Annotated in this window: 31 protein-coding genes; 6 read left to right on the top strand and 25 right to left on the bottom strand. The window is 35.9% G+C overall.

Annotation, left to right across the window (positions count from 1 at the left end; genetic code table 11):
- Positions 1-15 precede the first annotated feature (15 nt).
- From FCI53_RS06305 to prsW, 16 genes are all read right to left on the bottom strand, one after another.
- A complete protein-coding gene (locus FCI53_RS06305; protein WP_342774175.1) occupies positions 16-732 on the bottom strand; it encodes a hypothetical protein in 717 nt (238 codons plus the stop codon).
- A 15-nt stretch (positions 733-747) separates the two neighbouring features.
- Complete coding sequence (locus tag FCI53_RS06300; protein ID WP_342774179.1) at positions 748-924, bottom strand: DUF2768 domain-containing protein; 177 nt, start codon at positions 922-924, stop codon at positions 748-750.
- Between the two features lie 387 nt (positions 925-1,311).
- The gene (locus FCI53_RS06295; RefSeq protein ID WP_138416942.1) at positions 1,312-1,593 is read right to left on the bottom strand and encodes a stage VI sporulation protein F; all 282 of its coding nucleotides are present in this window, start codon (positions 1,591-1,593) and stop codon (positions 1,312-1,314) included.
- Positions 1,594-1,626: 33 nt separating this feature from the next.
- Positions 1,627-2,667 (bottom strand): NAD(P)H-dependent glycerol-3-phosphate dehydrogenase, encoded by a 1,041-nt coding sequence (locus tag FCI53_RS06290; RefSeq protein ID WP_138416940.1) that lies wholly within the window; start codon positions 2,665-2,667, stop codon positions 1,627-1,629.
- Between the two features lie 14 nt (positions 2,668-2,681).
- Positions 2,682-3,992 (bottom strand): ribosome biogenesis GTPase Der, encoded by a 1,311-nt coding sequence (der, locus tag FCI53_RS06285; protein WP_138416938.1) that lies wholly within the window; start codon positions 3,990-3,992, stop codon positions 2,682-2,684.
- Positions 3,993-4,131: 139 nt separating this feature from the next.
- On the bottom strand, positions 4,132-4,317 hold the full coding sequence (locus FCI53_RS06280; RefSeq protein ID WP_138416936.1) for a capping complex subunit for YIEGIA: 186 nt from the start codon (positions 4,315-4,317) through the stop codon (positions 4,132-4,134).
- Positions 4,318-4,319: 2 nt separating this feature from the next.
- Positions 4,320-5,210 carry a YIEGIA family protein gene (locus FCI53_RS06275; RefSeq protein WP_138416934.1) on the bottom strand — a complete coding sequence of 297 codons (891 nt, stop codon included), beginning with the start codon at positions 5,208-5,210 and terminating at the stop codon, positions 4,320-4,322.
- Positions 5,211-5,219: 9 nt separating this feature from the next.
- Complete coding sequence (locus FCI53_RS06270; RefSeq protein WP_138416932.1) at positions 5,220-5,807, bottom strand: YphA family membrane protein; 588 nt, start codon at positions 5,805-5,807, stop codon at positions 5,220-5,222.
- 183 nt (positions 5,808-5,990) lie between these two features.
- Positions 5,991-7,130, bottom strand: coding sequence for a 30S ribosomal protein S1 (rpsA, locus tag FCI53_RS06265; protein WP_138416930.1), 1,140 nt, complete (start codon positions 7,128-7,130; stop codon positions 5,991-5,993).
- Positions 7,131-7,225: 95 nt separating this feature from the next.
- Positions 7,226-7,807 carry a lysophospholipid acyltransferase family protein gene (locus FCI53_RS06260; RefSeq protein ID WP_138416928.1) on the bottom strand — a complete coding sequence of 194 codons (582 nt, stop codon included), beginning with the start codon at positions 7,805-7,807 and terminating at the stop codon, positions 7,226-7,228.
- A gap of 13 nt (positions 7,808-7,820) precedes the next feature.
- Positions 7,821-8,498, bottom strand: coding sequence for a (d)CMP kinase (gene cmk / locus FCI53_RS06255; RefSeq protein WP_138416926.1), 678 nt, complete (start codon positions 8,496-8,498; stop codon positions 7,821-7,823).
- A gap of 42 nt (positions 8,499-8,540) precedes the next feature.
- Complete coding sequence (locus FCI53_RS06250) at positions 8,541-8,744, bottom strand: DUF5359 family protein (RefSeq protein WP_138416924.1); 204 nt, start codon at positions 8,742-8,744, stop codon at positions 8,541-8,543.
- A gap of 51 nt (positions 8,745-8,795) precedes the next feature.
- Positions 8,796-9,458: a flagellar brake protein gene (locus FCI53_RS06245; protein WP_138416922.1), complete on the bottom strand. Its 663-nt coding sequence runs from the start codon at positions 9,456-9,458 to the stop codon at positions 8,796-8,798.
- Between the two features lie 312 nt (positions 9,459-9,770).
- Positions 9,771-11,102 (bottom strand): germination protein YpeB, encoded by a 1,332-nt coding sequence (gene ypeB / locus FCI53_RS06240; protein ID WP_138416921.1) that lies wholly within the window; start codon positions 11,100-11,102, stop codon positions 9,771-9,773.
- Between the two features lie 16 nt (positions 11,103-11,118).
- Positions 11,119-12,060, bottom strand: a complete 942-nt coding sequence (gene sleB, locus FCI53_RS06235) for a spore cortex-lytic enzyme (protein WP_138416919.1) — start codon at positions 12,058-12,060, stop codon at positions 11,119-11,121.
- Positions 12,061-12,425: 365 nt separating this feature from the next.
- The gene (gene prsW / locus FCI53_RS06230; protein ID WP_138417232.1) at positions 12,426-13,115 is read right to left on the bottom strand and encodes a glutamic-type intramembrane protease PrsW; all 690 of its coding nucleotides are present in this window, start codon (positions 13,113-13,115) and stop codon (positions 12,426-12,428) included.
- An 86-nt stretch (positions 13,116-13,201) separates the two neighbouring features.
- Between prsW and FCI53_RS06225 the strand changes: the two genes are divergently transcribed.
- Positions 13,202-14,173 (top strand): asparaginase, encoded by a 972-nt coding sequence (locus tag FCI53_RS06225; protein ID WP_138417230.1) that lies wholly within the window; start codon positions 13,202-13,204, stop codon positions 14,171-14,173.
- 253 nt (positions 14,174-14,426) lie between these two features.
- Here the strand turns inward: FCI53_RS06225 and FCI53_RS06220 are convergent, their stop codons facing one another.
- The 5 genes from FCI53_RS06220 to FCI53_RS06200 all read right to left on the bottom strand — a co-directional run bounded on the left by FCI53_RS06220 (position 14,427) and on the right by FCI53_RS06200 (position 19,819).
- Complete coding sequence (locus FCI53_RS06220) at positions 14,427-15,401, bottom strand: YpdA family putative bacillithiol disulfide reductase (RefSeq protein ID WP_138416917.1); 975 nt, start codon at positions 15,399-15,401, stop codon at positions 14,427-14,429.
- A gap of 239 nt (positions 15,402-15,640) precedes the next feature.
- Complete coding sequence (locus tag FCI53_RS06215; protein ID WP_138416915.1) at positions 15,641-16,921, bottom strand: Glu/Leu/Phe/Val family dehydrogenase; 1,281 nt, start codon at positions 16,919-16,921, stop codon at positions 15,641-15,643.
- Positions 16,922-17,453: 532 nt separating this feature from the next.
- Positions 17,454-18,032 (bottom strand): genetic competence negative regulator, encoded by a 579-nt coding sequence (locus tag FCI53_RS06210; RefSeq protein WP_138416913.1) that lies wholly within the window; start codon positions 18,030-18,032, stop codon positions 17,454-17,456.
- A gap of 86 nt (positions 18,033-18,118) precedes the next feature.
- Entirely contained in the window at positions 18,119-18,874 is a 756-nt protein-coding gene (locus FCI53_RS06205) for a metallophosphoesterase (protein WP_138416911.1), read from the bottom strand.
- A gap of 306 nt (positions 18,875-19,180) precedes the next feature.
- Complete coding sequence (locus FCI53_RS06200; RefSeq protein WP_138416909.1) at positions 19,181-19,819, bottom strand: CBS domain-containing protein; 639 nt, start codon at positions 19,817-19,819, stop codon at positions 19,181-19,183.
- Between the two features lie 167 nt (positions 19,820-19,986).
- Between FCI53_RS06200 and FCI53_RS06195 the strand changes: the two genes are divergently transcribed.
- From FCI53_RS06195 to FCI53_RS06185, 3 genes are read left to right on the top strand one after another with little or no spacing between them, the layout of a single operon-like run.
- Positions 19,987-20,205, top strand: a complete 219-nt coding sequence (locus FCI53_RS06195) for a spore coat associated protein CotJA (protein WP_138416907.1) — start codon at positions 19,987-19,989, stop codon at positions 20,203-20,205.
- On the top strand, positions 20,202-20,471 hold the full coding sequence (locus FCI53_RS06190; protein WP_246050032.1) for a spore coat protein CotJB: 270 nt from the start codon (positions 20,202-20,204) through the stop codon (positions 20,469-20,471). Before FCI53_RS06195 ends, FCI53_RS06190 begins: the two co-directional genes overlap by 4 nt.
- 16 nt (positions 20,472-20,487) lie before the next feature.
- Positions 20,488-21,057 (top strand): manganese catalase family protein, encoded by a 570-nt coding sequence (locus tag FCI53_RS06185; protein WP_138416905.1) that lies wholly within the window; start codon positions 20,488-20,490, stop codon positions 21,055-21,057.
- Between the two features lie 107 nt (positions 21,058-21,164).
- Here FCI53_RS06185 and FCI53_RS06180 read toward each other — a convergent pair whose 3' ends face one another.
- From FCI53_RS06180 to FCI53_RS06165, 4 genes are read right to left on the bottom strand one after another with little or no spacing between them, the layout of a single operon-like run.
- Positions 21,165-21,533 (bottom strand): hypothetical protein, encoded by a 369-nt coding sequence (locus FCI53_RS06180; protein ID WP_138416903.1) that lies wholly within the window; start codon positions 21,531-21,533, stop codon positions 21,165-21,167.
- Positions 21,520-22,119: a CPBP family intramembrane glutamic endopeptidase gene (locus FCI53_RS06175; RefSeq protein WP_138416901.1), complete on the bottom strand. Its 600-nt coding sequence runs from the start codon at positions 22,117-22,119 to the stop codon at positions 21,520-21,522. Before FCI53_RS06175 ends, FCI53_RS06180 begins: the two co-directional genes overlap by 14 nt.
- 1 nt (position 22,120) lies before the next feature.
- Positions 22,121-23,638 (bottom strand): RecQ family ATP-dependent DNA helicase, encoded by a 1,518-nt coding sequence (locus FCI53_RS06170; protein WP_246050031.1) that lies wholly within the window; start codon positions 23,636-23,638, stop codon positions 22,121-22,123.
- Positions 23,635-24,705, bottom strand: a complete 1,071-nt coding sequence (locus FCI53_RS06165; RefSeq protein WP_138416897.1) for a YpbB family protein — start codon at positions 24,703-24,705, stop codon at positions 23,635-23,637. Before FCI53_RS06165 ends, FCI53_RS06170 begins: the two co-directional genes overlap by 4 nt.
- Positions 24,706-24,847: 142 nt before the next feature.
- Here FCI53_RS06165 and FCI53_RS06160 point away from each other — a divergent pair, with 142 nt between their 5' ends.
- Together FCI53_RS06160 and FCI53_RS06155 are read left to right on the top strand one after the other, a co-directional pair.
- A complete protein-coding gene (locus FCI53_RS06160; protein ID WP_138416895.1) occupies positions 24,848-25,090 on the top strand; it encodes a ferredoxin in 243 nt (80 codons plus the stop codon).
- Positions 25,091-25,874: 784 nt separating this feature from the next.
- Positions 25,875-26,363: an inorganic diphosphatase gene (locus tag FCI53_RS06155; RefSeq protein WP_425457155.1), complete on the top strand. Its 489-nt coding sequence runs from the start codon at positions 25,875-25,877 to the stop codon at positions 26,361-26,363.
- Positions 26,364-26,406: the final 43 nt, after the last annotated feature.

Genomic DNA, 26,406 nt, shown 5'->3' with positions numbered 1-26,406 from the left:
GTTGTAATATTCTTATTAATTGTTTTTAAATACTGGTTCATTATCTTCCAATGTGTAAGGGAGTGAATAAGCTGGGACAAAAGGATGATTGTTTGCCAATATCCATCTAATATCATCACCAGACTCATACGTATGATCATGCTCTTCTAATACTTGGTATAAATCAATCCGATAATCTATGTAGGCCTCTCCATTCACATCCATCACAACTGGTAAGGACTTCTGTGAATACGGACTAACGACATAAGGTGGCTCATCTAATCCGATTTTTTCATAATTAATTTCATATACACCATCCCCTACTTCTTCTCCAAACGGGGGATACGTATTTTCGCTGCGATAGATATTAATTCTATTTCTTACAGACCTTACTACTTCAGTTGTTCTCAGATCAATGAGTTTAACAGTTGGATCATTTTCTGGTGTTACAAGTACATATTGATAGAACCCTCCGTTCTCAAAAGCAATACCAGGAATATCAGAAATATAACTTTGTTGCTTCAAGGGTTCAAAATCAATGATATATTTCTGGAAAATTGGTGTATCGCTCGGCTTCGTCCTTATTGGTACTCGACCATTATTATTTTCAACATAGCGATCAATCGCATCTTGAACTTGCTGAAGTTGGACCTCGTTAGGGATTTGATTTTTTGTTAGATTTTCTTCAGGATACATACACCCAGTTAATATAACAATTAAGAGCATGAATACAAAAAAACGATAAAATGTCATCTTCATTCCTCCAAACTAGCCAGTAGGACCACTAAATACGATATAAAAGATTATAATACCGCCTACAAATAAAAAAAGATATGCCATAATAGCTGTAATCATAGCTAATAAACCTTTTAATTTGTGTCTACTCAACAATATGAGTCCAATGGAAACAAACATAAAAATGATACCTGCAAAAGAGATATACATATTTAACATAGATTCAGACACAATACCACTCCTTTATGTCAACTTTTACTTTATTTCGTATTATATCATAGAAACGGAATATACCCTTAATAGAAGCAATCATGGGACCGATACAATTGAAAGAAAATCCGAGTAACTTTTGCTTGGGTAGGAGGAAGTGGGCTCTCCCTTCCGCTATTTGCTTTTGTCTTAACATTGAGAGAAAACAACAATTCTTTAGTAATACAGCCTTTCGCAACACTCAAAAACATAAAAAAACCGAGGTAGAAGGGGCGATTCTACCTCGGTACGACTAAATAATACCCAAAGCAACCCTAAAATGAATGCTTGTGCGATTTATACTATGCTAATCCTCTGTTCTTTGTATCCTCATATGCCCAGTTTTGACTACTTTTTAAAAAGATTACCTAAACTATTCATATCTTTTGGGATTTTGTTATTAAGGATTGACTGAACAATTTTTTCCTCTTTTTCTTTTGAAATTGGTTTATCAGCCATTTTAGCTAATTGTTTTACTAACTTTCTAACGGTTTTTTCGTCAGAGAAGTCAGCATTTTGCACCGAATTTGCTATCTTCATGATTTCTTCCGGGGTAATATTAGAATTGCTTGCAATCTGATCAAAAATATTGTTTTGCTTGCTCACAAACACTCCTCCTTGCTTTTTCATTCACGATAGTGTATGCAAGCAAGCAGGTGCCTGTTAACTCATATAACGTTCATTTAAAATATTTGAAAGATCTTCCATTTCATGGCGTCTAAGCCTAGACATTAATTGGTCCACAACATCTTTTGGTTTTTCTTCCTCAAATAATATTTGATAAATCCCGCTAGTTATAGGCATTTCAATCCCCTGTTTTTGTGAAAATTCATAGGCTGCTTTTGTCGTGCGCACACCTTCCACAACCATGCCCATCTGTTCCAGAACCTCATCAAGATTATTCCCTTTTCCTAATAGATTACCTGCTTTCCAATTGCGACTATGTATACTTGTACAGGTTACAATTAAATCGCCAACCCCTGCTAGACCAATAAATGTTAAAGGATTGGCGCCCATAGAGGCACCTAACCGAGCAATTTCTGCTAATCCTCGAGTTATCAGTGCAGCTTTTGCATTATCTCCATATGCTAATCCATCTGATATTCCTGCACCGAGTGCAATGATGTTTTTTAATGCGCCACCAAGTTCCACGCCCACCATATCAGGACTAGTATAAACTCTAAAATGCTCATTAATAAAGATGTCCTGTGCTTTTTCAGCTTCATTCATATTTAAAGAAGACGCAGTAATCGTTGTCGGTTGTCTTTTACTGACCTCTTCAGCATGACTAGGTCCAGAAAGTACGACCACCTCTTCATAAAACTTATTGGAAAGTTCTTCATCAATAATTTCTGATACTCTCTTAAAGGTTTTGGGTTCAATGCCTTTCGTTCCGTGAATAAGCGTTACTTTATGGTCCAACGCCTCAGCCAATTGATTACAAACGTCACGAATTGCTTTGGTTGGTACGACTAATACTACTGTCGAAACACCTCTTACTACACGCTTTAGGTCGTTGTTTACTTGAATCTGATCTGGTATTGAAACACCTGGCAAATAACGGGTATTTTCTCGCTCATGATTGATTTCATCCGCATGTGTTTGGTTATGTGTCCACAAGCGAACCTCATGACCATTATCAGCTAATACTAAGGCTAGTGCAGTTCCCCAACTACCAGCTCCTAATACTGCGATTTTTTCCATACCTCCGACTCCTCTCATTTCCTACGTCTTGCAAATATTTTTATTGGTGTACCCTCGAACCCAAACGCTTCTCTAATTCGATTTTCTAAGAATCGTTCATATGAGAAATGTAATAACTCTGGATCATTAACAAACACCACAAAACTTGGAGGTTGTACAGCTACCTGTGTAGCATACAAGATTTTCAGACGCTGTCCCTTCATGGTTGGCGTTGGGTTCATTGCTAAAGCATCCATGATGACATCATTCAGCACATTCGTCTCAACTCGTTTTGTATGATTCTCACTAGCTTGTAAAACTTTAGGTAACAATGTATGAATCCTTTTTTTCGTTTTGGCAGATAAAAAGACAATAGGTGCATAATCAAGAAATAAGAAGTGCGCTCTAATTTTATCCTCAAATTCTTTCATTGCTTTTTCATCCGATTCAACCGTGTCCCACTTATTCACAACAATGACAACTGCTTTACCTGCCTCGTGCGCATAACCAGCAATTTTCTTATCTTGTTCAATGATACCTGTTTCTGCATCAATTAAGACTAACACTACTTCTGAACGTTCAATTGCCTTGAGTGCACGAAGAATACTATACTTCTCCGTTGTTTCATAAATCTTTCCTCGTTTACGCATTCCCGCAGTATCAATGATAACAAAATCTCGTCCATCTTTCGTAAATGGTGTATCGACAGCATCTCGTGTTGTTCCCGCAATGTCACTGACAATGACACGCTCTTGATTCAACATTGCATTCACTAACGATGATTTACCCACATTCGGTCGTCCGATAAGACTGAAGTATATCGTATCATCATCAACCTCTTCTTGATTTAATTCAGGAAAATGGTTGACTACCTCATCTAATAAATCTCCAAGTCCTAAACCATGGGTTCCAGATATAGGATATGGTTCACCAAAACCTAATGCATAAAATTCATAAATTTGATCCCTCATGTCTGGATTATCCACTTTATTTACACCTAATACTACCGGTTTATTGGATTTATATAATAGTTTTGCGACTTCTTCATCTGCTGCAGTTATTCCTTCACGGCCATTGACCATAAAGATAATAACATCCGCTTCTCGAATCGCAACCTCAGCTTGCTCGCGCATCTGCACGAGTAATGGTTCATCCCCTAGTTCAATTCCTCCAGTATCAATTAAGTTAAAGGTAGTCGTTAACCATTCTGCTTCAGAATAAATACGATCTCTTGTGACACCTGGTGTGTCTTCCACAATGGAAATTCGTTCTCCAACAAGTCTATTAAAAATGGTTGATTTTCCAACATTTGGTCTACCTACAATTGCTACGACTGATTTTCTCATGAAAGGTACATCCTTTCCTTCATCTACTTTTTTTAAAACATTGTACCAATTTTGTTACGTGTTAGTTATCTAACTTATACATTTTAGCAAATGAGGAACTATTTAACAATTCTTTTCTGCCTCCAACACCATAGCATCTTTAATGTTTTACGATAATATACAATTCATTACTTAATCGATGAGCAATTCCATCAAGTATCGCTTCTAAATTGGCAGCAACTTTCTCCATTTCTTCTGTTTGCTCACAATAAAAAATGGGTGCGCCACCTCCTACTTTTGTTTGATTTGTTGTAATCACGCTTAATATAGCCTTCTCAATATCCATTATTATTCACTTCCCTTCTGACTTGCTTTAGATTCAGAAGGCATACGAATTGCATTTTCAAGAACTGGTACAGCTCCAATCACTCGTTTCGCCTTATCTACATCAGGGTTCTGTGGTAAAATAAACACACCAATTCTTCCGTCATCTAGATCACGTTTAATTAATGGCACTAATGCAGGTGTTCCAGAATCCCTGAAAACCCCCATTGCGATCGATACATCATGTAAAATCGCTTGTCTTTGACCTAAATTGGCGATAGTAGACCTTACATCAAAATTTTTCGGTTTCAGTATAAATCCCATTCCATATTTTTTAATTTCCTCTTGCCGTTCAGGCAAACCAATATTCATAATGTAAATGTTGTCAACATAAAGACCAGCACCTTCAAAGTGCAATTCTTGATATTCAATATCAACAAGTTCTTTTAAGGTTGAACCACTCATGAATTTTTTAATAACAAGATAACATACAATTGTTACAGCAATTGCAGCATAGACATTCCAAACTAAATAACTTAATGTTGTGACTAATGAAGTAAATATGACTAAGTAATTTCTGCTTTCAAATGCGACCGCAATGCCCTCGATATACGTGTTTCCTCTTGGAACCAATTCATATCCATCCATTTCGGTTAACGTATTTCTTTCCATATTTCTTACTTCACGAAACTGTGAAGCAGCAATTGTTAAGAATGTGACCGCGGTAAATTCCTTTTCCATAATTGCCGGTACAGCAACAGCCCCTAATGCAGCGGCAATAAATCCCAAGGCAAGGTGTATGACCCTTCCGTGTAAATAGGTAGGATATTGTCGATAGTCAGTTTTTAACATCATCGATCTAGCAATTGTGCCTATTACGACACCAAATAAAATAGGATACGTATATTCGTTCATGTGCCCACCTCATTTTTGTTGTTCAATTGTTTGTACTGTACTATCTAATCGTGATTGAAGTTCAACGAATCCTTGATATAAACTTAAAGTAGCAAGTTCTAAAAATATTATATCCATAAATGCCATATCGCCGATCGTCTCTTGCATGGAATAACTATTCATGATTAACCCATGAATAACCTCACCAGTTGTAAGACCTAAACACCATATAATACAGCGCTTAACGTATTGTTTTGTCAAAATCAATAAAAAAAAGAACCCAATAATTGTGATTATGATTGTTCTTGGAGCAACCATCCATACCGGACTTATTTGTTCCCAAAACAAAATGCCAATATAACCAAAAACTAAACATAAGCAATAAAGGAGACTCTTTAACCAATTAGAAAGGAAAGAAAAAGCTAACAACGCTCCAAAGAACAGCACAAAAACAGCCATGTTAATACTAATATTCCCTAACATAATCTCATTACTCGAAAAGATAAGTATGAATAAAAGCCATAAAGCTAATAAGTCCCGTAACCTATGTTTTTTCATAATAAAAGTTACATAAATCCATATCATCCAACAAATCCAGTAAAATAATAGTCCATCCATATACCCACCTACCATTAGCATTATGGCTAAATCACATGATAGTTAAACATCATTTTGCATAAAAAAAGCGAACCATTCTCGGTTCGCTTTTTCTTGAGCATGCAACTGGCAGTAGGACTCCTACTTCAATCTACTAGGTAAAACCAAAGAAGATAATAGTCGCCCACTGATTGTTGTTTCGGTTTATTTATATTTATTTAATTTGTCTCCAAGAATATCTCCCAATTGAAATCCAGAAGACTCCTCTTCTTTTTCATACTGCTTAATATCTTGTTGATCTTGTTCAGCTTCTATTTCTTTAATACTTAAAGACATTCTCTTCTCTGCTTCATTCACGTCTAGAACTTTTACATTTACTTCTTGACCTACTTCAAGTACTTCTTGTGGAGTACCGATGTGTTCTGTGGCAATCTGTGAAATGTGAACAAGACCCTCAACACCTGGTAACACCTCAACAAATGCACCAAAGTTAACTAATCGTTTTACAGTACCTTCCACAACTTGTCCAGGTTGTATTTTACTTTCAATATTTTCCCATGGCCCTGGTTGTGTTTCTTTTAATGAGAGGGAAACGCGTTCATTATCGCGGTCAACAGATAATACTTTTACTTTAACAGTTTGTCCTTCTTCAACGACATCGCTTGCTTTGTCTACATGTTGATGGGATAGTTGCGAAATATGGACTAATCCATCAATACCACCAACATCAACAAATGCACCAAAGTCTGTAATTCTTTGTACAGTACCTTCGATTACATCGCCAGCTTCAATGGATTCGAATAATTGTTGTTTTTTCGCCTCATCTTGTTCTTCAATGACTGCTCGATGTGATAGGATGACGCGATTTTGTTCACGATCTAACTCTACTACTTTCAGACTCAATGATTTATCTTTATATTCAGCAAAATCTTCCACATAGTGAGTTTCTACTAATGATGCAGGGATAAAACCACGTAGGCCAACATCCACCACTAATCCACCTTTGACAACATCTTTTACTACAGCTTCGAAATTCTCACCTGATTGGAATTTTGCTTCTAATTCTTCCCATGCTTTATCAGCATCTACGGCACGTTTAGAAAGTACTACTTCCTCGTCATCAACCTTCTTCACTTTTAAAGTCAGTTCATCACCTTCACTAACAACATCTGATGCGTTTTCTATATGAAGGCTCGATAATTCGCTAATTGGTACAATCGCATCCACCTTATAACCAATATCAACTAACACCTGTTTTTCTTCAACCTTCATTACTTTTCCAGTTACTTGATCGCCTATGTTTAGGGCTTTAAAATCCGAGATTTCATGATTCATTTCTTCCATTAAGAAAACCTCCTTGAAATTCCGACACAACAAACGTAAAATGTCCTTTTGTCTAACTTCTAACATTTACACTTATTTGTCAAGCATTTATAGTTCTATTTTTGATTTTCCATCAAATTCTTAATCTCATTCATAATCACATCTGTGACTTCTTTAGCATTTGCTTTTTTATCCCGGTAGGGTTGCATCTCGATGGGTTTGCCATACACAACTTTTATAGGTTGAAATTTTTTATAAGGACCTATAATTGCACACGGTATAATGGTTGCATTTGATCTAACCGCAAAGAAACCAGCTCCAGCGAGTCCTTCTCTTAATTCGCCGGTTTTACTTCGTGTACCTTCTGGAAAAAGTCCAAGTGTGTTACCTTCATTTAAAACATTCAACCCCTGTCTTAATGCATTACGATCCTTCATCCCTCTTTTAATCGGAAACGCTTGAATTCGTTTCAGAAGTCCACCTAGATATTTATTATCAAATAATTCTTCCTTTGCCATGAAATAAATATCTCTAGGACATGTGATACCAACTACGGGTGGATCTAAATTAGAAATATGATTAGAACAAATGATAACCGGTCCTTGACTAGGAATATTTTCCTTACCGATTACCTTAATCCTGTAAAGTGGTTTTAGAATAGTGCCAACTACAAATTTAGCAAATTTATAAAGACTCAATCACGTCATTCCCTTAACTAACTTTTTTATGAACAATTTGTAATATTTTATCGACCACGTCGTCGATGGATAGTGAGGTTGTATCAATTTCGATTGCATCTTCTGCTTTGATTAATGGTGCTGTAGCTCGTTGCGAATCTAACTGATCCCTCTTCTCAATCTCAGCTGTTAATTGCTGAAGATCTGATGGGATTCCTTTATCTACATTTTCTTCATGTCTTCTTTGCGCCCTTTCCTTTACAGAAGCAATTAAGAAAATTTTCACTTCTGCATCAGGGATTACATGTGTTCCGATATCCCTTCCATCCATCACTACCCCTCGCTTATTCGCAAGGTCTTGCTGTCTATTAACCATCTCTTTCCTAACAGATGGGTGTTTTGCTACAGCAGAAACATTATTTGTTACAGTTTGCGTTCGAATCTCATTCGTCACCTTCGCATCGTTGACAAATACTTCCTGGCCATCATCTGTCTGACGTAAATCAATTGAAATTGATTGTAATAATGAATAAAGTGCTTGTTCATCTTCAAAATCTACATTTTCGTTGATAGCTTTATATGTTAATGCTCGATACATCGCCCCTGTATCTATGTATAAATAGGATAAATGATTGGCTATTTTTTTCGCTACGGTACTCTTGCCAGCAGCAGCAGGGCCGTCGATCGCAATAGCTATAGATTTTGATGCCATATTACTTCCTTCCTCTCTCATCTCTGTTGCATGGTGAAATATCTAAAATGGTAACATATTTTTCATATATTGGTCTATTGTTTCCAAGTAATTGTGATCTTCAGTTTCATCGAACACACCTATGTATTTATATACAGGATCAATTGCCCAATGGATTGTTGAACTATTAATGAGCAGTTGTGCGATCAACAAAAATACCCCTTGAATACAAAGTAAAGTAAGGATCCATCTTTCTAGACGTTTCATACGCAATCAGCCTTTTCTTTTTATTATGACTACGTAGGTTTCAAATTATACTTAACGAAGATATGCTCCTCTAGATTTTCGCTGTTTTTCAAAACAAAACCGGATAATATGCTGACGTTCTTTCTCATTAATCTCTGAAAAAGCAAGTGATAGCGACCCTGACGAATGGTTTTCGTTATCTTTCACACGGATAACTTCCGAAACAGTGTGGATATAGTTATTTTTACCGTTTTCGTTTGGTATCACTAACCATACATCTACAATAGTACCTGGTTGCAGTTGCAAATGTTTAGGTGTAAAAATAGATGCACCTCCACCACTGATATCTTGAGTAACCGTTGTGAACGGCTCAAATTCATGATGTACTGAATGAATAGCAATATCAACCGAGGCTTGTATACGAACATATTCCCGTCGTTGTATTCGCTCTAATTTCTCACTGGGAAAAGCTAACATCAATACAGGTATGTTATTAATTGTGCGCTTTTCATAAATAGATGTATCAAAACGATAAACAGATGAATCTTCTCCTACAAAACTCGCACTAAAAACTGTTTCTTTAGGAAAAATACTTGTTCTACCCGTCTGATCATTGATTGGATAGTCAACAAATATTACATCCTGTTCTGTTTCAACAACCTTACAATGATAGCGCTCAACATCCTCATTGTTGTTTATACTTTCTAGGTTGAGGGTTGTACCGACCTTAATCAATGTTTTCCGCCTCTTTCTTAACCATAATTTTCAAGTAAACCTTTATTTGTTATCTTATCATAAATTCATAAGAAAAACTTACTAATTTCCTATCTTTCATAAAAAATAAGTGCCCATTAGGTGGACGGATTAGGAGAGATAGTGACATCTCTGACATTTTTTGAAAGGGGGCACTGCGATTTCATAATTGCACTTAAAATATCTCCATATTGGTATGGACAAAAGCCCCCCCTCAATTTTGATGATTCAAAAAATAGCATACCAAATCCAATGTGGATCTGGTATGCTACTTCAAGTTTATCCTATTTTTCATTAAAACTTATTCTCTGCTTGTTTAAGCTTATCCACTTGTTCCTCAACCCCTGTATTTGCATTGATGTAAATACGGTAGGTATCGTTATCTAATGTACCTAAGAACTGATAAGCAAGCACTTCTTCGCCTAATTCATTTTCAATTACTGCCGGATATTGCTCGTGAATTTCAACATTTGGATTCACCTTTTCTCGGGCTTCTTCCTCAGTTATTTCTGGTTCTGGTATATCTCGTTCTTTATGATTACGGAAATAATCTCTAGCTGATAGGCCAATAATTTCACCGTCATCTAATGCTACTTTAACTTGAATGGAATCAGGATAAATCCTTACATCCCCTTGTTTAGAGATAAAATTATAGACCCCTACATTTTCATATTGACTACTTTGAAATGCTTCCATATTTTCAAAACCTTGTTCTTTTAGATACTCTTCTGCAGCTCCCATTCCTTCATGTAATCCGATGGTAGCATCTTTTATATCACGATTCACAATCAATGAAAGAAGATTGCCACCTTTTTTTGATAAATCAATGTAACCATGCTTGTCATCTTTCCGGTAGGAAGCACTATACATGGCTAATTCAGCACCATCGCCCGACTCTGCGATTGTTATGTCCTGACTGTTTTCGAGTTGAAAGATCTTTTTAGCCTGCTCTAATGCTTCCTCTTCACTTATCTCTTCTCCATTTATGAAGCGATACTCATGATTTTCTCTAGATGTACCTGTTAGGGTCGCCCCCATATTCCCTTCTGAGTATCCTTTTACTGTTTTTTCTACTGTCTTAAAGCCGTTGATAATCGTATTATCTGCTTGGGCCTCTTCCGTTGCAAGCGCTAATTGTACATCCATCCAGCGTAAATTATCTTCTAGTACCATGTTTTGTACATTTCGAAGCTCTTGTTCAATGTCACCAGCAGTCTCATATAATGACTGTAGTGTTTCCACCTCATCATCTGTTAGTGGTTCGTTTTCAAGATCACGAACAGCTGTACGGTAACTGAATTCACCAATTTCTGATAGAAACTCTTCTGTTTTATTAAATGGAAGAAGCGTTAAAGGTAACTGCCCAACATCTGTATGGGCTTCAGATGTTAACCGCCAAATTTCTACCAGTTGTGGTGATAATTGTTCTTTTGTGTTCATCGCAAGTGTTGTTCCCAGCTTATCATGAAGTAAATCGATATGGTAAGATAAATCGTGAAACGAACGTTGATAATTATTTTCAGCTTGTACTAAAATTGCATTTTTCTCTTGGTGTTCTTGATAGCCCCATACACCCGAAGCTATCACACCAATCGCAAGGACTGCGATGATGATCCATCTAAACATAGTTTATCCACCTTTCTTACATACAGAATATGTGCTTGCCAATTCGCTTGATTTGTGGTCTTGACCAAATCCAGCTAGAAGTAGCTGTATCCGGATTAAAGTAATAAATTGCATCACCTGTTGGATCCATCCCATTTATTGCATCAAGGACAGCTTCTTTTGCTCTATCATTTGGTGTTAACCATATTTGTCCGTCAGCTACAGCTGTAAATGCTCGAGGTTCAAAAATAACTCCTGAAACAGTATTAGGAAAAGTAGGGCTTTCTACACGATTTAAGATTACTGCCGCAACCGCTACCTGTCCTTCATACGGTTCTCCACGTGCCTCTCCGTACACAGCATTTGCCATAAGTTGTATATCGTTTTGTGAAAAACCATTCGGTACGTTTACTGCCGATGGTTCTGGAGGTGTATCTTGTTCAGTTTGTTGCTCTGCTTGATTTTGTTGTTGCGGCTGTTGTTCTTGCTGATTCTGCTGTTGCGGTTGTTCTTGTTGTTGCTGATTCTGTTGTTGTTGCGGTTGCTGTTGTTTTTTTGCTTCCGAATCTTGATTTTTCTTTTTCTTTATTTGTTGTTCCTTTGGCATACCACCATAATACGTAAATTCATTCCCTGCATTAATCTGCTTTTTTATAAAAGCTTGATCATATTCACTCGCTTTATTTAGCTTTTGTTTTGTCTGTTCACCTGCCAACCCATCGACATCAAGACCAAATTCCTGCTGAAAATTTCGAAGTGCCCAGTAAGTGCCCCATCCAAATACACCGTCGATTTTTCCTTTATAAAAACCTAAGTATTGTAATCTTGCCTGTAATTCGATAACATCTTCACCGGTAGCACCTTTCTGAACAATTTGATTACTAAAAGCTTGAACAGGTTGATTGGAATAGGTTGCGGTTATTCCTGCAGTCAGTCCTATTACTAAAATCAACAACATGATCCATTTGTTAATACGCATTAGCTAGTTCCTCCTATATAATTGGAATCTTAGTCATCAGTCATTCGTGTAACATATTTTTTGAATCCTTTTGTTTTTTATTCATAGAAACCTATTTTGTGGATTTATAGTCATAATTTTTTAAGTTGCAAGTTATGTTAATAAACTGCTTGAGACGTCTAGATTAAAACCATCCAAGCGTTTCCTATAGCATCTACAGTAATGTGTTATATCATGTATAGCAGTGGTCCATACATTGTTGACAAGAAGATAGTAACCTTTTACAAGAATAAACGGGCTCACTATTCCAAAAGAAGACATCGTAATGAAAATTCGGTACAATAAAAAAACATTACCAAATAGTGGCAATGTTTTTTATCATTCCTTTATTGTTGAAGATGTTGGTCTTTATGCAAATAGTCTAATTGTGGTGCCTTATGCAAATTCGCGAGTTTCACTTTCCTTAGCCCTGTTACCCATAATAAAATCATAAACGGAATTAATACATACATCCAGTTGCTTTTAATGGTCTCTAAAATAAAGTCATACGAACCATGCAATAAAACAGGGAAAAATAAAGCAAGAAACATAACCAAACGTGGGTGGTTCGATGAATATCTTGCTTTTCCTAAATAATACCCCATGATCACCCCAAACAAGGCATGTGAAGATACTGGGAACAAAGCTCTACTAAAAGCATATTCAATCCCATGTGCAAATAAGTAAAGCAGATTTTCTACTGTAGCAAAGCCTAGACTAATCGATACTCCATAGATAATACCATCATAAAAGGAATCAAATTCTGTATACTTATAAACGGTGTAAACAAAAATAAACCATTTAAAAAACTCTTCTAATAATGCTGTTAAAATATAAGAACGAATCCAAGGATTTTGCCCAATTCCCTCTTCCAAAAATGCATACTGAACAAACATTATTGGAAATACAAGTAACGCTCCATAAATGAAAGTTTTCAACACTGATGTGACCGGTTCTGAATCTAATCTATCCTTCAAATAAAAAAAGGTCATTAGTGCAAGTGTCGGAGCAATCCCTGCTGAAAGGAGAGCCAACATAACGACACCCTCTTTCCATAACATTAAATTCATCGTATCATGAAGCTAGCATAATGAAAATACTAAAAATAAAAGTTGGTGTTAAAATGAACAAAATTCTTATTATTCATACAGGTGGGACGATCTCCATGCGTGAGGATAGTACAACTGGAGCAGTAACAACGAGTAGAACACATCCATTTGTCAATATGACTTCAGTTATGACAGAAATCGCCGAAACACATGAAATGGTGTTATTTAATTTGCCTTCTCCACATATCACACCATCACATATGCTGCATTTAGGCGAAGTAATCAAACATAAACTAGATACCGAACAGTATGATGGTGTAGTTGTAACTCATGGAACAGATACATTAGAGGAGACTGCTTATTTTCTTGATCTTTATCTACAGACTGAAAAACCTGTCGTGATTACCGGTGCCATGCGTTCTAGCAACGAAATAGGTTCTGATGGACTCTATAACCTTATAAGTTCTGTACGTGTCGCAAATTCAACTGATGCACAAAATCAAGGTGTACTTGTTGTTATGAATGACGAAATCCACACAGCTAAATATGTGACGAAAACCTCAACGAGTAATGTGGCGACATTTCAAAGCCCTCAATTTGGCCCTGTAGGAATTATTACAAAACAAGCGGTATTTTTCCAACAGAAGCTAGTAACAAATGAACATTACTCGATAAAATCTTTAACTAAAAAAGTCGCGTTAATTAAAGCATTTGCTGGGATGAACGGCGAATACATCGAGGCTATTCACCATGCTGGAATGGATGGTTTAATTATCGAAGGATTTGGTCAAGGGAATGTGCCACAAGAAGCGGTAGAAGCAATCGATCAAGTTTTATCAGATCATATTCCAGTCGTTCTCGTTTCAAGAAGTTATCAAGGAATTGTACAGCCAACCTATTCTTACCCTGGTGGTGGTAAACAGTTGAAAGAAATGGGAGTTATATTTGCTCATGGATTAACAGGGTCTAAAGCACGGATTAAATTGCTCTTCGCCCTAGAATTAGCATTTAAAAAAGATGACTTAGTTGCGATGTTTGAAATTTAATATATGGTGAGACTTCAAATAGTACGGGACTCTTTCACAATGATTCGTACTACAAGAAGAGACTTGCACTCGCTCCTCGCAAGTATCTGCTTTAGTTTTACCTCGTTGAATGGGATGAGGCTTACTGCAAGTTACATGCGGATAAACATAAAAGGTCTGATCTCATATAAGACACATTTGCGTCTAATGGAATCAGACCTTAATCATGTATTTCCGATCATCTAACAAGATTATCTAAATCGATCGGTTTCCATTAATTTTTAGCAATGGAATTCGCTATTAACTCGCCATGGAAGCGACCATTTTCAATAAATATTTCATTGTTATTATACCCAGCAGCAATTACGCCCGCGATATAGATTCCAGGAATATTTGTTTCCATCGTTTGCTCATCAAACGTAGGTCTTCCAGTATTTTGGTCAATGGTAATTCCCATATCTGTTAAAAAACCTTGATCTGGTTGATAACCAGTCATTGCAAAAACAAAATCATTTTTAATTTCTTTTTCTTGGTCATTAACATGATAAATGACACTATTTTCGTAAATTTCTAATAGGTGTGCATTAAATTCCATCCTTACGATCCCTTTACGTACTAAGGAATCAAATTCAGGTAATATCCATGGTTTTATACTTTTGGAATATTCTGCACCTCGATAGAGAACCGTTATTCGAGCTCCTGCTTTATGCAGTTCTAACGTTGCATCAACAGCAGAGTTTTTCCCCCCTACGACCACCACATCTTTATTGAAATACGGATGGGCTTCTTTAAAATAGTGACTCACCTTTGCTAATTGTTCTCCTTTAACCCCCATTAAATTTGGTTGGTCATAATAGCCTGTTGCAACAATAATATGTTTAGCTACATATTCCATTTTTGTTCCTTCTTGATTGTTCGTTTGAACTATAAAACCATCTGTTTCTTTTTGTACACGGGTAACTCGTTCAAAACTATTAATTCGTAAATTTGAACGATCTGCAACCGTTCGATAGTAAGAAAGGGCTTGATTTCGTACCGGTTTCTTCTTTTCTGTAATAAATGGAATATTTCCAATTTCAAGTTTATCACTGGAACTAAAAAATGTCTGATGGGTAGGATAATTATAAATAGAATTAACCACATTACCTTTTTCAATCAATAATGGATTTATACCACGTTTTTGTAATTCAAGTGCTGCTGATAGCCCACATGGACCAGCACCAATAATGATCGTATGTTCTTTTGCCATGTTACATGCGCTCCTTTAGTTATTAACAATCATGCTATAAGTACCCTTTTCATGATATCGAATTTATTTCTGACATTCCAATAAAATATATCAAAACCAGTGGTTGGCATGATACACCTTACATAAAAAAAGCACTTAAATAAGTGCTTTTCACAGTATTATTTTGATTTTTATCCATTGTTGATCACGAAACCTACAGAGTGAATCATGTAGCCCAGTCCAGGTCATTAAAGAATTAATTATATCCAACCACGAAATCTAGCCGCCTCAGCCATTTTTCGTACACCAACCATATATGAAGCAAGCCTCATGTCAACGCGACGTGTTTCCGCAGTTTGATACACTTGATTAAACCCTTTAACCATTACCTTGTGCAACTTCTCTTCAATTTCTTCTTCGGACCAATAATAACCTTGATTATTTTGGACCCATTCAAAATAGGATACTGTTACCCCACCCGCTGAAGCAAGTACATCAGGAACAAGCAGGATCCCTCGTTCGGATAATATTTTGGTTGCTTCTAAAGTCGTTGGACCATTAGCGGCTTCCACTACAATCGATGCATTAATGCTATGCGCGTTTTCTTCAGTGATTTGATTTGCAACTGCTGCTGGCACGAGAATATCACAATCAAGTTCAAGTAGTTCTTCATTTGTAATAGTGTTATTAAATAATTTTGTGACTGTACCAAAGCTATCTCTTCGGTCTAATAAATAATCTATGTCTAATCCATCGGGATCGTATAATCCACCATATGCATCCGATATCCCAACCACTTTCGCTCCAGAATCATGTAAAAACTTCGCTAAGAAACTTCCCGCATTACCAAACCCTTGAATAACGACTGAAGCATCTTTTAAAGTAATTCCTTTTTTCTTAATTGCTTCATCGATACATATGGTTACACCTTTTGCTGTCGCCGATTCTCTACCGTGTGAACCACCTAACACAATTGGTTTACCAGTGATAAAACCAGGATTATTGAACTCATCAATACGGCTATATTCATCCATCATCCACGCCATAATTTGTGGGTTTGTAAATACATCAGGAGCAGGAATATCTTTAGTCGGCCCAACTATTTGACTAATTGCACGAACATACCCTCTACTTAAGCCTTCAAGTTCCCTAAAAGACATTTCTCTTGGATCACAGATAATCCCCCCCTTACCACCACCATATGGTAAGTCAACAATTCCTGCTTTCAAACTCATCCAAATAGAGAGTGCTTTTACTTCTTTCTCTGATACATGCGGATGGAATCTGACCCCACCTTTTGTAGGTCCCACCGCGTCATTATGCTGAGCACGATAACCTGTAAATATTTTAATGGAATCATCATCCATACGAACCGGTATGCGAACCGTCATCATACGAACAGGTTCTTTTAATAGATCAAAAACTTCATCTGGATAACCTAGTTTGTCTAATGCTTTTTTCACCACAGTTTGAGTTGATTTCAGAACATCGAGCTTATCTTGTTTTTCGTTTGGGGTATCTGATGCTTTATCGTTTGCCATGATCCTACCTCCCATTAAAAATAAGTGAAACTTCAATCAGTGGGTTTACTTTTATCCCCGACTGACTTTTTGGCACCACAAAGGTATCAATTAAAAATCTTTGAACAGAATCAGACATATACTGGCAGCTACTCCCACTACGTACCCTTCATCGTTTTACTCGTAGTCTTGAAGTGTGGGTTTCACTACCAGTTGCATGTGGGATAAATTGTTAAAATCCACCATTTCACAGATTAGTATACACTTTCTATTTTATTATGCAAAAACTACGCATGGCAACTTTTAAACTTTGGTGTTAAGGGGAATTCACTTGATTTTACAAGTTTCAACTCCATCCAGAACATATTTATTCATTAAAATGTCACATCTTTTTATTTTTTTTGTGACTTAGGTTCATTTTCATTAAATAAGTATCTTCTCGGTAAGAGTCATTTAATTATTTGAGAAAATTTTACCTATTAAAGAAAACATTTTTTACATTATTATCTGTAAAAAGGCTGGCCATTTAATGCCAACCTTTTTTTAATCTGTATTATAGAAAATAAGTTGCTATCTCTTTGATTGCATTTTTATAACAAATCCGTTTACCGTATTCAATTAAACGGTAAGAAGTAATGATACTTGCCGAAGAGAACTCTGACATGATCGCAATAATGTGTTCACGGTTATAGCCTTCCACTTCGTCGTCACCTATTAACATATAATACTTATCATTCATGTAATATAGAGAGCCACCATCAATACCTAAGTCTCTTAAGTGTGAGCTGACTTGTATAATACTCTCGAACTCGTCGAATGAAAAAATTAATTCACGACTTTCGTCAAGTGTTACTTTCATCTCAACATAATCATCTTCTACATCCGGACTGTCTGTATTTTGAGTAACGATAATTAACATTCCTTGTGCTTGCATTAAATGAACGTTTACCAACAATAATCCTTCTAATTCTAAGCCTAATTCATCACTCGCCTCATACATCATATCATGAAATAAACTGTGTACCCTTGGCAAGTCATGCCAAAGATCATCCTTCGTTAAACCTCGTTCAATTAAATCATCAAACGTCAAAAATATTTTAAATTGATTGGTTGAAAGGCGTTCTAATCGCATTAACTTACCCCCTTGGATTGGTTCCCTTACTATTTATATATGTATAAACCAAAAAAATGGTACCATTTGCGGCGATACAACCATATTTAGTTTACTGTTATGATATGGCACTGGGCATTGGTTCCTAGACGTAGTGGTACTTTCGTATATCCATATCCTTCGCTGACAAGTATTGGTGTATTCAAGTACGTTTCTAATCCTCCTCTTGCGTAGAATCCATGACCAAACACCCTAATTTGGCCACCATGTGTATGTCCACTCATTACGAAGTCAATTTGCTTTGCTTGCTGGTTTGTGAAAGAATAAAAAGCATTAGGATCGTGTGCAATTAAAAATTGAATATCACCTGTAGCTTGCATAAGTAATGGATCTAAGTTTGCTTGATGTTCTTTACGATAATCTAGACCAATTAAGTTGATAGTTGTGGTCCCATGATTTATAGTAACTGTCTTATCTCGTAAGACATGTACACCATGATTTTGTAATAACTGCTCAAGTTCTAAGGAATTCACTTCATAGTCATTATTGCCCCATACAAAATAAATGGGTGCATGACACGAATGTAACAGTAATAAATTCTTTTTTACTTTCCGGAAATCTACCCCTTTTTCTAAAAGATCCCCACCTATGACGACAAGATCTATCCTCTCTTTTATTTGCCTCATCGTTTTTTTCTTAATTTTTCTTTTATGAATGTCAGATATAAAAAACAAAGTTACTGGTTTCATTAGTTTCGATTTTACATGTACTGTTCTATAATCTATATGATCATCAAACGCCTTATACCACATAAATCCTAATAATGCAATACAAATTAAAAGAAGAATAATGAATAGGATCATTAGAATTTATTCCATTCCTTTCTGCTGTTTTTCGACTGATGTAACGGAATTCATATCATAACATAGCAAAACGAAAACAGAAAGAATTTTAACGTTTCAAGGTCCAGGAAGAATGTCCAATTTATGAATAGGAATCGCCTTGTTGCGTAACAATTACTTATTCTTGTGTTAGAAAGACTATTGTACCGGTTCCCCTCGTAACTGAGAAAAGAATTCTTCAAAGAAATTCACATGCAACGAAAGCACCTAAGCGATCAATATAAAAAGACATCCTACAACATCTTTTGTTGTGGATGTCCGATAGCGCTAAATCTCTTTAATATCTAGAATCCTAAAACCGGATTTTTCAAATTTTCTTTTTATCTTTTGCATATTTGGGTGATCGACATGATTGATTTTAATAACGATTCTACGGGCTAATTTGTCTGTTTCATCAAAACTTGTAATGGAAATAATATTAGCGTGTAGTTGATCAATAATATCTGCTAAACGCGCCACCCGCCCCTCTGACTCCTCGGATGTGAATGCAATTCTGAGTCCCTTCTTTTTAGCTCCGAATGCACTTTCAAACTGTTCCAACACATCAAATCTAGAAATAATACCTAAAAAATTCTTATCTTTATTCGCCACAGCAAGAATTGGAAAATCTTTAAATATTGGTAACGTCTTTTCAAAAACCTCATCTTCGTCAATATAAAGGTCTTGATTGGTTAGTAAAGTATCAGACAATTTTTGCTCCAAAAATGCTCCTTTATCTAGCTCACTATGAAAAAATGCTCGATAAATTATTTGTCGTGATATCATCCCCATAAAAGTTTGATCATCGACAATGGGAGTTGCTTGTATTTCATATTTATCTAGTTTACTAAGGACATCACCGATTTGTTGATTAGAACTGGACACAATACACTTATAACTAGGTTTCATAATACTTCTAACAAACATTTCTACCTCTCCTTCAATTACGACATCGTATTGCATTGCAATCCATTATATATACCTATTTCGATACCCACATAAACTTTCCTTCTCAGAAATGTAAAGAATAGGACAATCTGTGTCAATCATATGAATTATTGAAATCTGTTATTGACAGGAAGGAGGAACAAAAGATGAGCCATACAAATAAAAAATACTGGTATCCATATGTAAGTCCCTACGATCCATGTAAACCGATAACAGTAAAAAGCTATCCAACTCCCCCACAACTTTACATGGGATTTCAACCACCTAATTTAGCTCAATTTGAGACACCGAAACAAGCGTTATTTCATGGAACTCTATGGCCTGCATTATATAGTAAATACGATAAACGGGGGGACGAGACATGAGTCACACTAAAACAATGCCACCCGAATATTATGCACAACTCGAACAAATTCAGGCAATCGATTTCGTCATTGTTGAACTTAATTTGTACTTAGATACCCATCCGCATGATTATCAAGCCATCCAACAATATAATCAGTGTACCTATGAAAGTAAGCGACTAAAAAAACAATTTGAGAAACAGTTTGGCCCACTCATGCATTTTGGAAGAAGTTATTCCAATTACCCATGGAATTGGGACGATACTCCATGGCCTTGGCAAGTGTAGAAAGGAGACATCCATTTTGTGGTATTATGAGAAGAAATTACAATATCCAGTAAAAGTACGAGAGTGTAATCCTCGTCTTGCAAAATATTTAATTGAACAGTATGGTGGGGCCGACGGGGAATTATCTGCAGCTCTACGGTATCTAAATCAAAGATATACTATTCCTGGTAAAGTAATTGGTCTGCTAAATGATATTGGAACAGAAGAGTTCGCTCACTTGGAAATGATTGCTACGATGGTTTATAAATTAACTAAAGATGCGTCACCAGAACAATTGAAGGAAGCAGGTCTTGCCCCACATTACGTTAACCATGATGGTGCGTTATTTTATCATAACTCAGCAGGTAATCCATGGACAGCAGAATACATCCAAGCAAAAGGTGATCCAATCGCTGATATTTATGAAGATATCGCAGCAGAAGAGAAAGCACGGGCTACCTATCAATGGATAATCAATGTATCGGATGATCCAGAATTAAATGACTCTTTGCGATTTTTAAGAGAAAGAGAGATTGTACATTCCCAAAGGTTTAGAGAAGCGGTAGAAATCTTAAAGGAAGAAAGAGACAAAAAAACGATCTTTTAATCCGTTGTGGAAAGGTGTATTCACCTTTCCTTTTTTTACATTGCGCAAAGATGAGAAATTAACAAAGATGAATACTTCAAACTAGTAGTTACAAATAATAAAATCCATTATGAATTTGGCTTAATCTTTACCTTTTCACCTGCTGGATGGTGCTGAAATGGTTGTTCCGTTATCGGTGCTTCAATTGTCTCCTTCCCCCATAATTGATAAGTAAGTAGTAACATGACGATTAAAATAAATAAGATAAGTAATAAACGAACGAGCGGATAACTAATTTTCCACTTTACTTTTGTCTTTTTATCTTCGTGAACTTGACTCCTTGGAGGTAAATTCAATATATTGACATCTTGCTGGGAGTCACCACGATGATCCTGTTTTGTTTCTACCTCGATATTTTCATCTTCTGTGTTGTCATTGATTTCGTTCATCATATTACGTAATTCATATGCTTGGTCTTTGAATTTAGCACGATCCATTTCCTTCCCCCCTCCATTTCTGATACCGGATAATCCATCCGAGGAGTACATCAATTGTGAAATGAGCGATTATTGGTACTAGTAAATTACTTGTAATCATATAGATATAACCTAAATAAAAACTTAAGGCAACTACGGAGATAAATAAAATTGGTTTATACAAATACCGAATATGCACAATAGCAAATAAAAAACTAGCTATAACGTAACCAAATGTCGTCTGAATGACTCCGCGAAACAGCATTTCCTCTGCAATCGCGATAAACAAACAGATGATTATAATTTCTATTATAGAAAGGTTCTGAAATATCTTTTCGTTTATACCACCATCATCATAGGTATGTTTTGGTAAGAAGTGCATAAGTATTACATCGATTAACACTACTATAACACCTGGAATGATGCCAAATTTTAGCAATACCCATGGCTCCCATTTCATCAAGTCAACCCACTGATAAAATGATTCAAATAGAAAGAAACTTAATACGACACTTAAAGTAAACAGAATTAGTTGTGATACTACTAACTGTTGTTTTAATTGTGTTATGGTCATACTTTTGATTAATTCAGCTTGTCTGTTTCTCATGTTAATCTCCTTGCATCATAACTTGTTTAAGCTGTTCCTCCCAATTTAATGAACTGAATTCCGATTTCCTTTCGATCGGTGGCTCCCAATCTGTAAAACGAAAATCACAAACATCACAACAAGCATACTTTGGCTGTCCTACCGTTGTTTGAAAACTCGAAAACAACCCTTTTCTTCTACATTGCTTATTAACCGACCACTCTAATAATTCATCCAATTTTTCTTGTTTATAGTTTTTTCTTCTTCTTATTAAATCAATAATCATTTTCATTACTTCTTCGATCTTCTCTACATTTGTAATCACTTGGTTATCTACAATCATTCCTTGCTTTTCCAATTGATAGCGCAAAAACCTCCACTGTGTTTCATTCACATTAAAATGTTCCATGATTACTTCTACTTGGTTATCAACGGTTTGACCCTGATTCTGTAAGTGATGAATGATCGGCTTTATAACCGATGGATCAGGTAATTCTGAATCAATTAACATCTTTGGTAATACATCATCATTAGGTGCTAACAAAACAAGACTCACGCTAGATTTCCCGTCTCTTCCTGCTCTTCCTAACTCTTGAATAAACGATTCGAGTTGTGTTGGGAGATGAAAGTGGACAACCAATCTTATGTTTGCTTTATCAATTCCCATTCCAAAAGCACTCGTACAACAGACGATGTCCAATTGATCTGCCATAAATTGTTGCTGTATTAAAATACGGTCTTGTTGCTCCATGCCGCCATGATAAAATGCTGTTCTTTGATGTGGTAATTTACTCGTTAATACCTCAGCAGCTTTCTCTGTCCAAACTCGACTTGAGAAATAAATCATCGTTGGTACTGGATAATTTTTTAAAAGATCAACCAAATAATTTAGTTTATCATCAATATGATCAAACTGTTCGACAGCGAATGCAATATTATCACGATCCATAGGATAAATATGTTTGATCATTTTTTTAGCATGTAAATGTTTTACAATATCTTGCTGTACATCTGGTGTTGCTGTTGCACTCAGAGCAAGAATAGTAGGATGACCTAATAATTCAATCGTGCTCGCCAACTTTAGATAATCTGGTCTAAACTCGTGTCCCCATTGAGAAATACAGTGTGCTTCATCGACAACAAAAAGAGAGACGTGTAATCTACTCAATCTTTCTATTAAAAATTTATTTTGTAGCATCTCTGGTGACAGGTAGATCAATTTGTATTGTTGTAGATTATTCAAAACTTTCTTTTTCATCGAACGGTCTAAAAAACTATTTAATGCTACGACCTCTTTAAAACCATTTGCCCGTAATTGTTTCACTTGGTCAATCATTAATGAGATCAAGGGAGAAACAACAATCACAACACCATCCAGTAGTTTGGCAGGGAGTTGATAACACAAAGATTTTCCAGAGCCTGTTGGTAGTACACCCAAAACATCGTTGCCTGCTAACAAATCTTGTATAATTTCTTTTTGACCTTTTCGAAAAGTCGAAAGGCTAAAATGTTTTTCTAGTAGAGTCTCTAATTGATTCAACTTAATTCAGATCCCCTTTTATGATGAGATTGCATAGCTGCCATCACTAATCTTATTTGAAAATAACTGTAGTTTTCGTTTAAATGCTGTTTAATGACTTTTAGTTTTCGAGAATCTAATTCATCAATCACCCGTGCGATTTCCACAAACGAGTCTTTCGTTACAAATGGTTCAATATTAAAATCAGCATCTGCATATGCAATCTCCACTAGATGATCATGAATCGTACTTTCCTTTAATTTACGAATTGACATAATTTGTTCTAGATTATATCCTCTTTGAAATAAATTCAATGTTTCTGCTGCAGAGTTTGTAATAAATGTTTGCTCTACATAATCCTTTATAAGTGTAGAAAGATACAAACTGTTTTTCGTTTCATTTAATAGAAAAGTTAACAACTTATGGATTATTAATTGAAGCGTTACAGCTATATCATGTTTACTCACTTGATATTTTTGTGCTAATTGTTCTTTACTCAATCCAAACTGATCGTAGCCTGTTAAGCGATCAACAAATATCGATGCTTGATTTTGTGGGATGGTACGTAAAAAGGAATGGATTTCTTTAAACAAACCACGCAGCCATTCTCGACGCCGATTTTTCATTGTATTATATATTTCTTTTACGAATTGCTGAGTGCCAACATCTTCAACAATTGCAACAAACCGATTATTTCTTGCCTCTATATTCGTAATTGTTTGGATCAGCAATAATAATCGTTGTTCGAGGTGGCTACTAATATTCTCGTACTTCATTCCATTAAAACCAGTTAACTCCAAAAAGATTGAAGCATCATCAAGCAGTCCCTTTCCCACCACTGATATTTGAGCTGTTTCTGCGTTTTGATTCGATTCAATACACTTTTGTCTTTCTAATTGTTTTATAACACTCGCTAACTCATCTCGTGTTATTGTTTTATATATACCGAAATAGTTTTCTAATTGATAAAGATGTGCATCCTGTAGAGTTTGTGCAGATCTTTTTCCGGTTAATAGATGATAAATAGACGAGATACTTCTTTCACTATTTATTTTTCGTATACAATCTAGTAAAACCGTTATAAACATGATAGGCGCTCCTTTTACAACCAATGTACTATAACTATTTTCGATTCACTGGTATTGAAATGTTTTTAAAACAAGATTAAAATGATAGAATGATTCTTCTGCTCCATTTAGGATCGAACATGATGAGAAAGGGAGTATGAGCATGGCAAAGTATACTATTGTTGATAAAGAAACATGTATTGCTTGTGGAGCTTGCGGTGCCTCTGCACCTGACATATATGATTACGATGACGAAGGAATTGCCTATGTATTATTAGATAATAACAATGGATCCATCGCCATTCCAGATATCCTTGAGGATGATATGTTAGATGCCTATGAAGGCTGTCCAACCGATTCCATAAAAATTTCCAATCAAGCTTTTAACGGAGACCCGATCCGTTAAAGGTAGACTAATTTCAAACCCCATTGTTTTTGGGGTTTTCTCCGTATAATATACGATAAATGTAAGAAATCATATGCGTTCACATACATATTCCAGCTTATCATGTCAATATGTTTTTTGTTTAAACGTCATAGTTGATAGAAAATCTGACGTAATTGATTTTCTCGCTCGTCCTTTATAAAGTAAGTGCTAATCTAGCGCTGCGGAAATACACCTACGCTTTCCATGGGTGGCTGATGAGCCTCCTCGTTCGTTCCTCACTGCGGGGTCTCACCTAGGCCATTCCTCCCATAGGAGTCTCCGGTGTATTTCCTTCGCTCTTATGAGCATCGGAATTTTATAGTTGTTTGCTCGATTTACATACGAAAAAATCCCTTTTTCTGAATTAGATTATCCTCTTATTCAGCTATTAGCTAAGGTGTTTTATCTAACTTTAATCAGTACATCACTAACAGCGTAGGTAGAATACGGAGACTCCTATGGGAACAGCGCGAGCCGAAGATCCACTTGGTAAAGGGCTTTTATTTACCAAGTTAGCTGAGGCCGTGCCCATGGAAAGCGGAGTATTCTACCGAAGCGGTGGTATAATACCTAATTCAAATCAGGCAAAGGATAACTATCAAAAAAGTTATGTCAGAGTTTAAAGTTATTGTGACACCAGCAGTTATCAAAAAAATAAAAGCTATTAACATTTTAACATGCTCCTAGCTTTCATTACTAATTAAATATTGCTATAATAAATATTCGAGTTATTTACATATTTTGTACAAGGAGGAAATATATAATGGCAGAAAACAGAGTAGTTGATGCATTTATCGAAATTCCAACTGGAAGCCAAAACAAGTATGAATATGACAAAGAAAACGGGGTATTCAAATTAGACCGTGTTCTTTTCTCTTCACAGTTCTATCCAGCTGAATACGGATATATCGATGAGACACTTGCCCTAGATGGAGACCCTCTAGATATTCTTGTATTAGTAACAAACCCTACATTTCCTGGGTGTGTGATTGAATCCCGTGTGATTGGTTTCTTGAACATGATCGATGATGGTGAAGAAGATCAAAAGCTGATTGCTGTTCCTGTTGAAGACCCAAGGTTTGAAGGAGTAAATAGTTTAGAGGATATTCCTCAACATAAACTTAAAGAAATTGCACACTTCTTCCAAACATATAAGGATTTACAAGGAAAGAAAACAGAAATTGGTGAGTGGGAAGGCGTAGAAGCTGCTAACAAACTAATTGATGAATGTTTAGATCGTTATAAAAAGTAAAAATAAAAGAAGCTGTTCCAAGATGAATAGATCATCGAGTGAA

This window comes from Aquibacillus sediminis, from assembly GCF_005870085.1.
GTDB lineage: Bacteria > Bacillota > Bacilli > Bacillales > Amphibacillaceae > Aquibacillus_E > Aquibacillus_E sediminis.
This window is presented reverse-complemented; position numbering and strand designations above follow the sequence as displayed.

Excerpts from the sequence above, each read along its gene's own strand:
- FCI53_RS06305 (WP_342774175.1), bottom strand. The coding sequence starts at position 732 with ATGACATTTTATCGTTTTTTTGTATTCATGCTCTTAATTGTTATATTA.
- FCI53_RS06300 (WP_342774179.1), bottom strand. The coding sequence starts at position 924 with ATGTATATCTCTTTTGCAGGTATCATTTTTATGTTTGTTTCCATTGGA.
- FCI53_RS06295 (WP_138416942.1), bottom strand. The coding sequence starts at position 1,593 with ATGAAAAAGCAAGGAGGAGTGTTTGTGAGCAAGCAAAACAATATTTTT.
- FCI53_RS06290 (WP_138416940.1), bottom strand. The coding sequence starts at position 2,667 with ATGGAAAAAATCGCAGTATTAGGAGCTGGTAGTTGGGGAACTGCACTA.
- der (WP_138416938.1), bottom strand. The coding sequence starts at position 3,992 with ATGAGAAAATCAGTCGTAGCAATTGTAGGTAGACCAAATGTTGGAAAA.
- FCI53_RS06280 (WP_138416936.1), bottom strand. The coding sequence starts at position 4,317 with ATGGATATTGAGAAGGCTATATTAAGCGTGATTACAACAAATCAAACA.
- FCI53_RS06275 (WP_138416934.1), bottom strand. The coding sequence starts at position 5,210 with ATGAACGAATATACGTATCCTATTTTATTTGGTGTCGTAATAGGCACA.
- FCI53_RS06270 (WP_138416932.1), bottom strand. The coding sequence starts at position 5,807 with ATGGATGGACTATTATTTTACTGGATTTGTTGGATGATATGGATTTAT.
- rpsA (WP_138416930.1), bottom strand. The coding sequence starts at position 7,130 with ATGGAAGAAATGAATCATGAAATCTCGGATTTTAAAGCCCTAAACATA.
- cmk (WP_138416926.1), bottom strand. The coding sequence starts at position 8,498 with ATGGCATCAAAATCTATAGCTATTGCGATCGACGGCCCTGCTGCTGCT.
- FCI53_RS06250 (WP_138416924.1), bottom strand. The coding sequence starts at position 8,744 with ATGAAACGTCTAGAAAGATGGATCCTTACTTTACTTTGTATTCAAGGG.
- ypeB (WP_138416921.1), bottom strand. The coding sequence starts at position 11,102 with ATGTTTAGATGGATCATCATCGCAGTCCTTGCGATTGGTGTGATAGCT.
- sleB (WP_138416919.1), bottom strand. The coding sequence starts at position 12,060 with ATGCGTATTAACAAATGGATCATGTTGTTGATTTTAGTAATAGGACTG.
- prsW (WP_138417232.1), bottom strand. The coding sequence starts at position 13,115 with ATGTTGGCTCTCCTTTCAGCAGGGATTGCTCCGACACTTGCACTAATG.
- FCI53_RS06225 (WP_138417230.1), top strand. The coding sequence starts at position 13,202 with ATGAACAAAATTCTTATTATTCATACAGGTGGGACGATCTCCATGCGT.
- FCI53_RS06220 (WP_138416917.1), bottom strand. The coding sequence starts at position 15,401 with ATGGCAAAAGAACATACGATCATTATTGGTGCTGGTCCATGTGGGCTA.
- FCI53_RS06215 (WP_138416915.1), bottom strand. The coding sequence starts at position 16,921 with ATGGCAAACGATAAAGCATCAGATACCCCAAACGAAAAACAAGATAAG.
- FCI53_RS06210 (WP_138416913.1), bottom strand. The coding sequence starts at position 18,032 with ATGCGATTAGAACGCCTTTCAACCAATCAATTTAAAATATTTTTGACG.
- FCI53_RS06205 (WP_138416911.1), bottom strand. The coding sequence starts at position 18,874 with ATGATCCTATTCATTATTCTTCTTTTAATTTGTATTGCATTATTAGGA.
- FCI53_RS06200 (WP_138416909.1), bottom strand. The coding sequence starts at position 19,819 with ATGTTTGTTAGAAGTATTATGAAACCTAGTTATAAGTGTATTGTGTCC.
- FCI53_RS06195 (WP_138416907.1), top strand. The coding sequence starts at position 19,987 with ATGAGCCATACAAATAAAAAATACTGGTATCCATATGTAAGTCCCTAC.
- FCI53_RS06190 (WP_246050032.1), top strand. The coding sequence starts at position 20,202 with ATGAGTCACACTAAAACAATGCCACCCGAATATTATGCACAACTCGAA.
- FCI53_RS06180 (WP_138416903.1), bottom strand. The coding sequence starts at position 21,533 with ATGGATCGTGCTAAATTCAAAGACCAAGCATATGAATTACGTAATATG.
- FCI53_RS06175 (WP_138416901.1), bottom strand. The coding sequence starts at position 22,119 with ATGAGAAACAGACAAGCTGAATTAATCAAAAGTATGACCATAACACAA.
- FCI53_RS06165 (WP_138416897.1), bottom strand. The coding sequence starts at position 24,705 with ATGTTTATAACGGTTTTACTAGATTGTATACGAAAAATAAATAGTGAA.
- FCI53_RS06160 (WP_138416895.1), top strand. The coding sequence starts at position 24,848 with ATGGCAAAGTATACTATTGTTGATAAAGAAACATGTATTGCTTGTGGA.
- FCI53_RS06155 (WP_425457155.1), top strand. The coding sequence starts at position 25,875 with ATGGCAGAAAACAGAGTAGTTGATGCATTTATCGAAATTCCAACTGGA.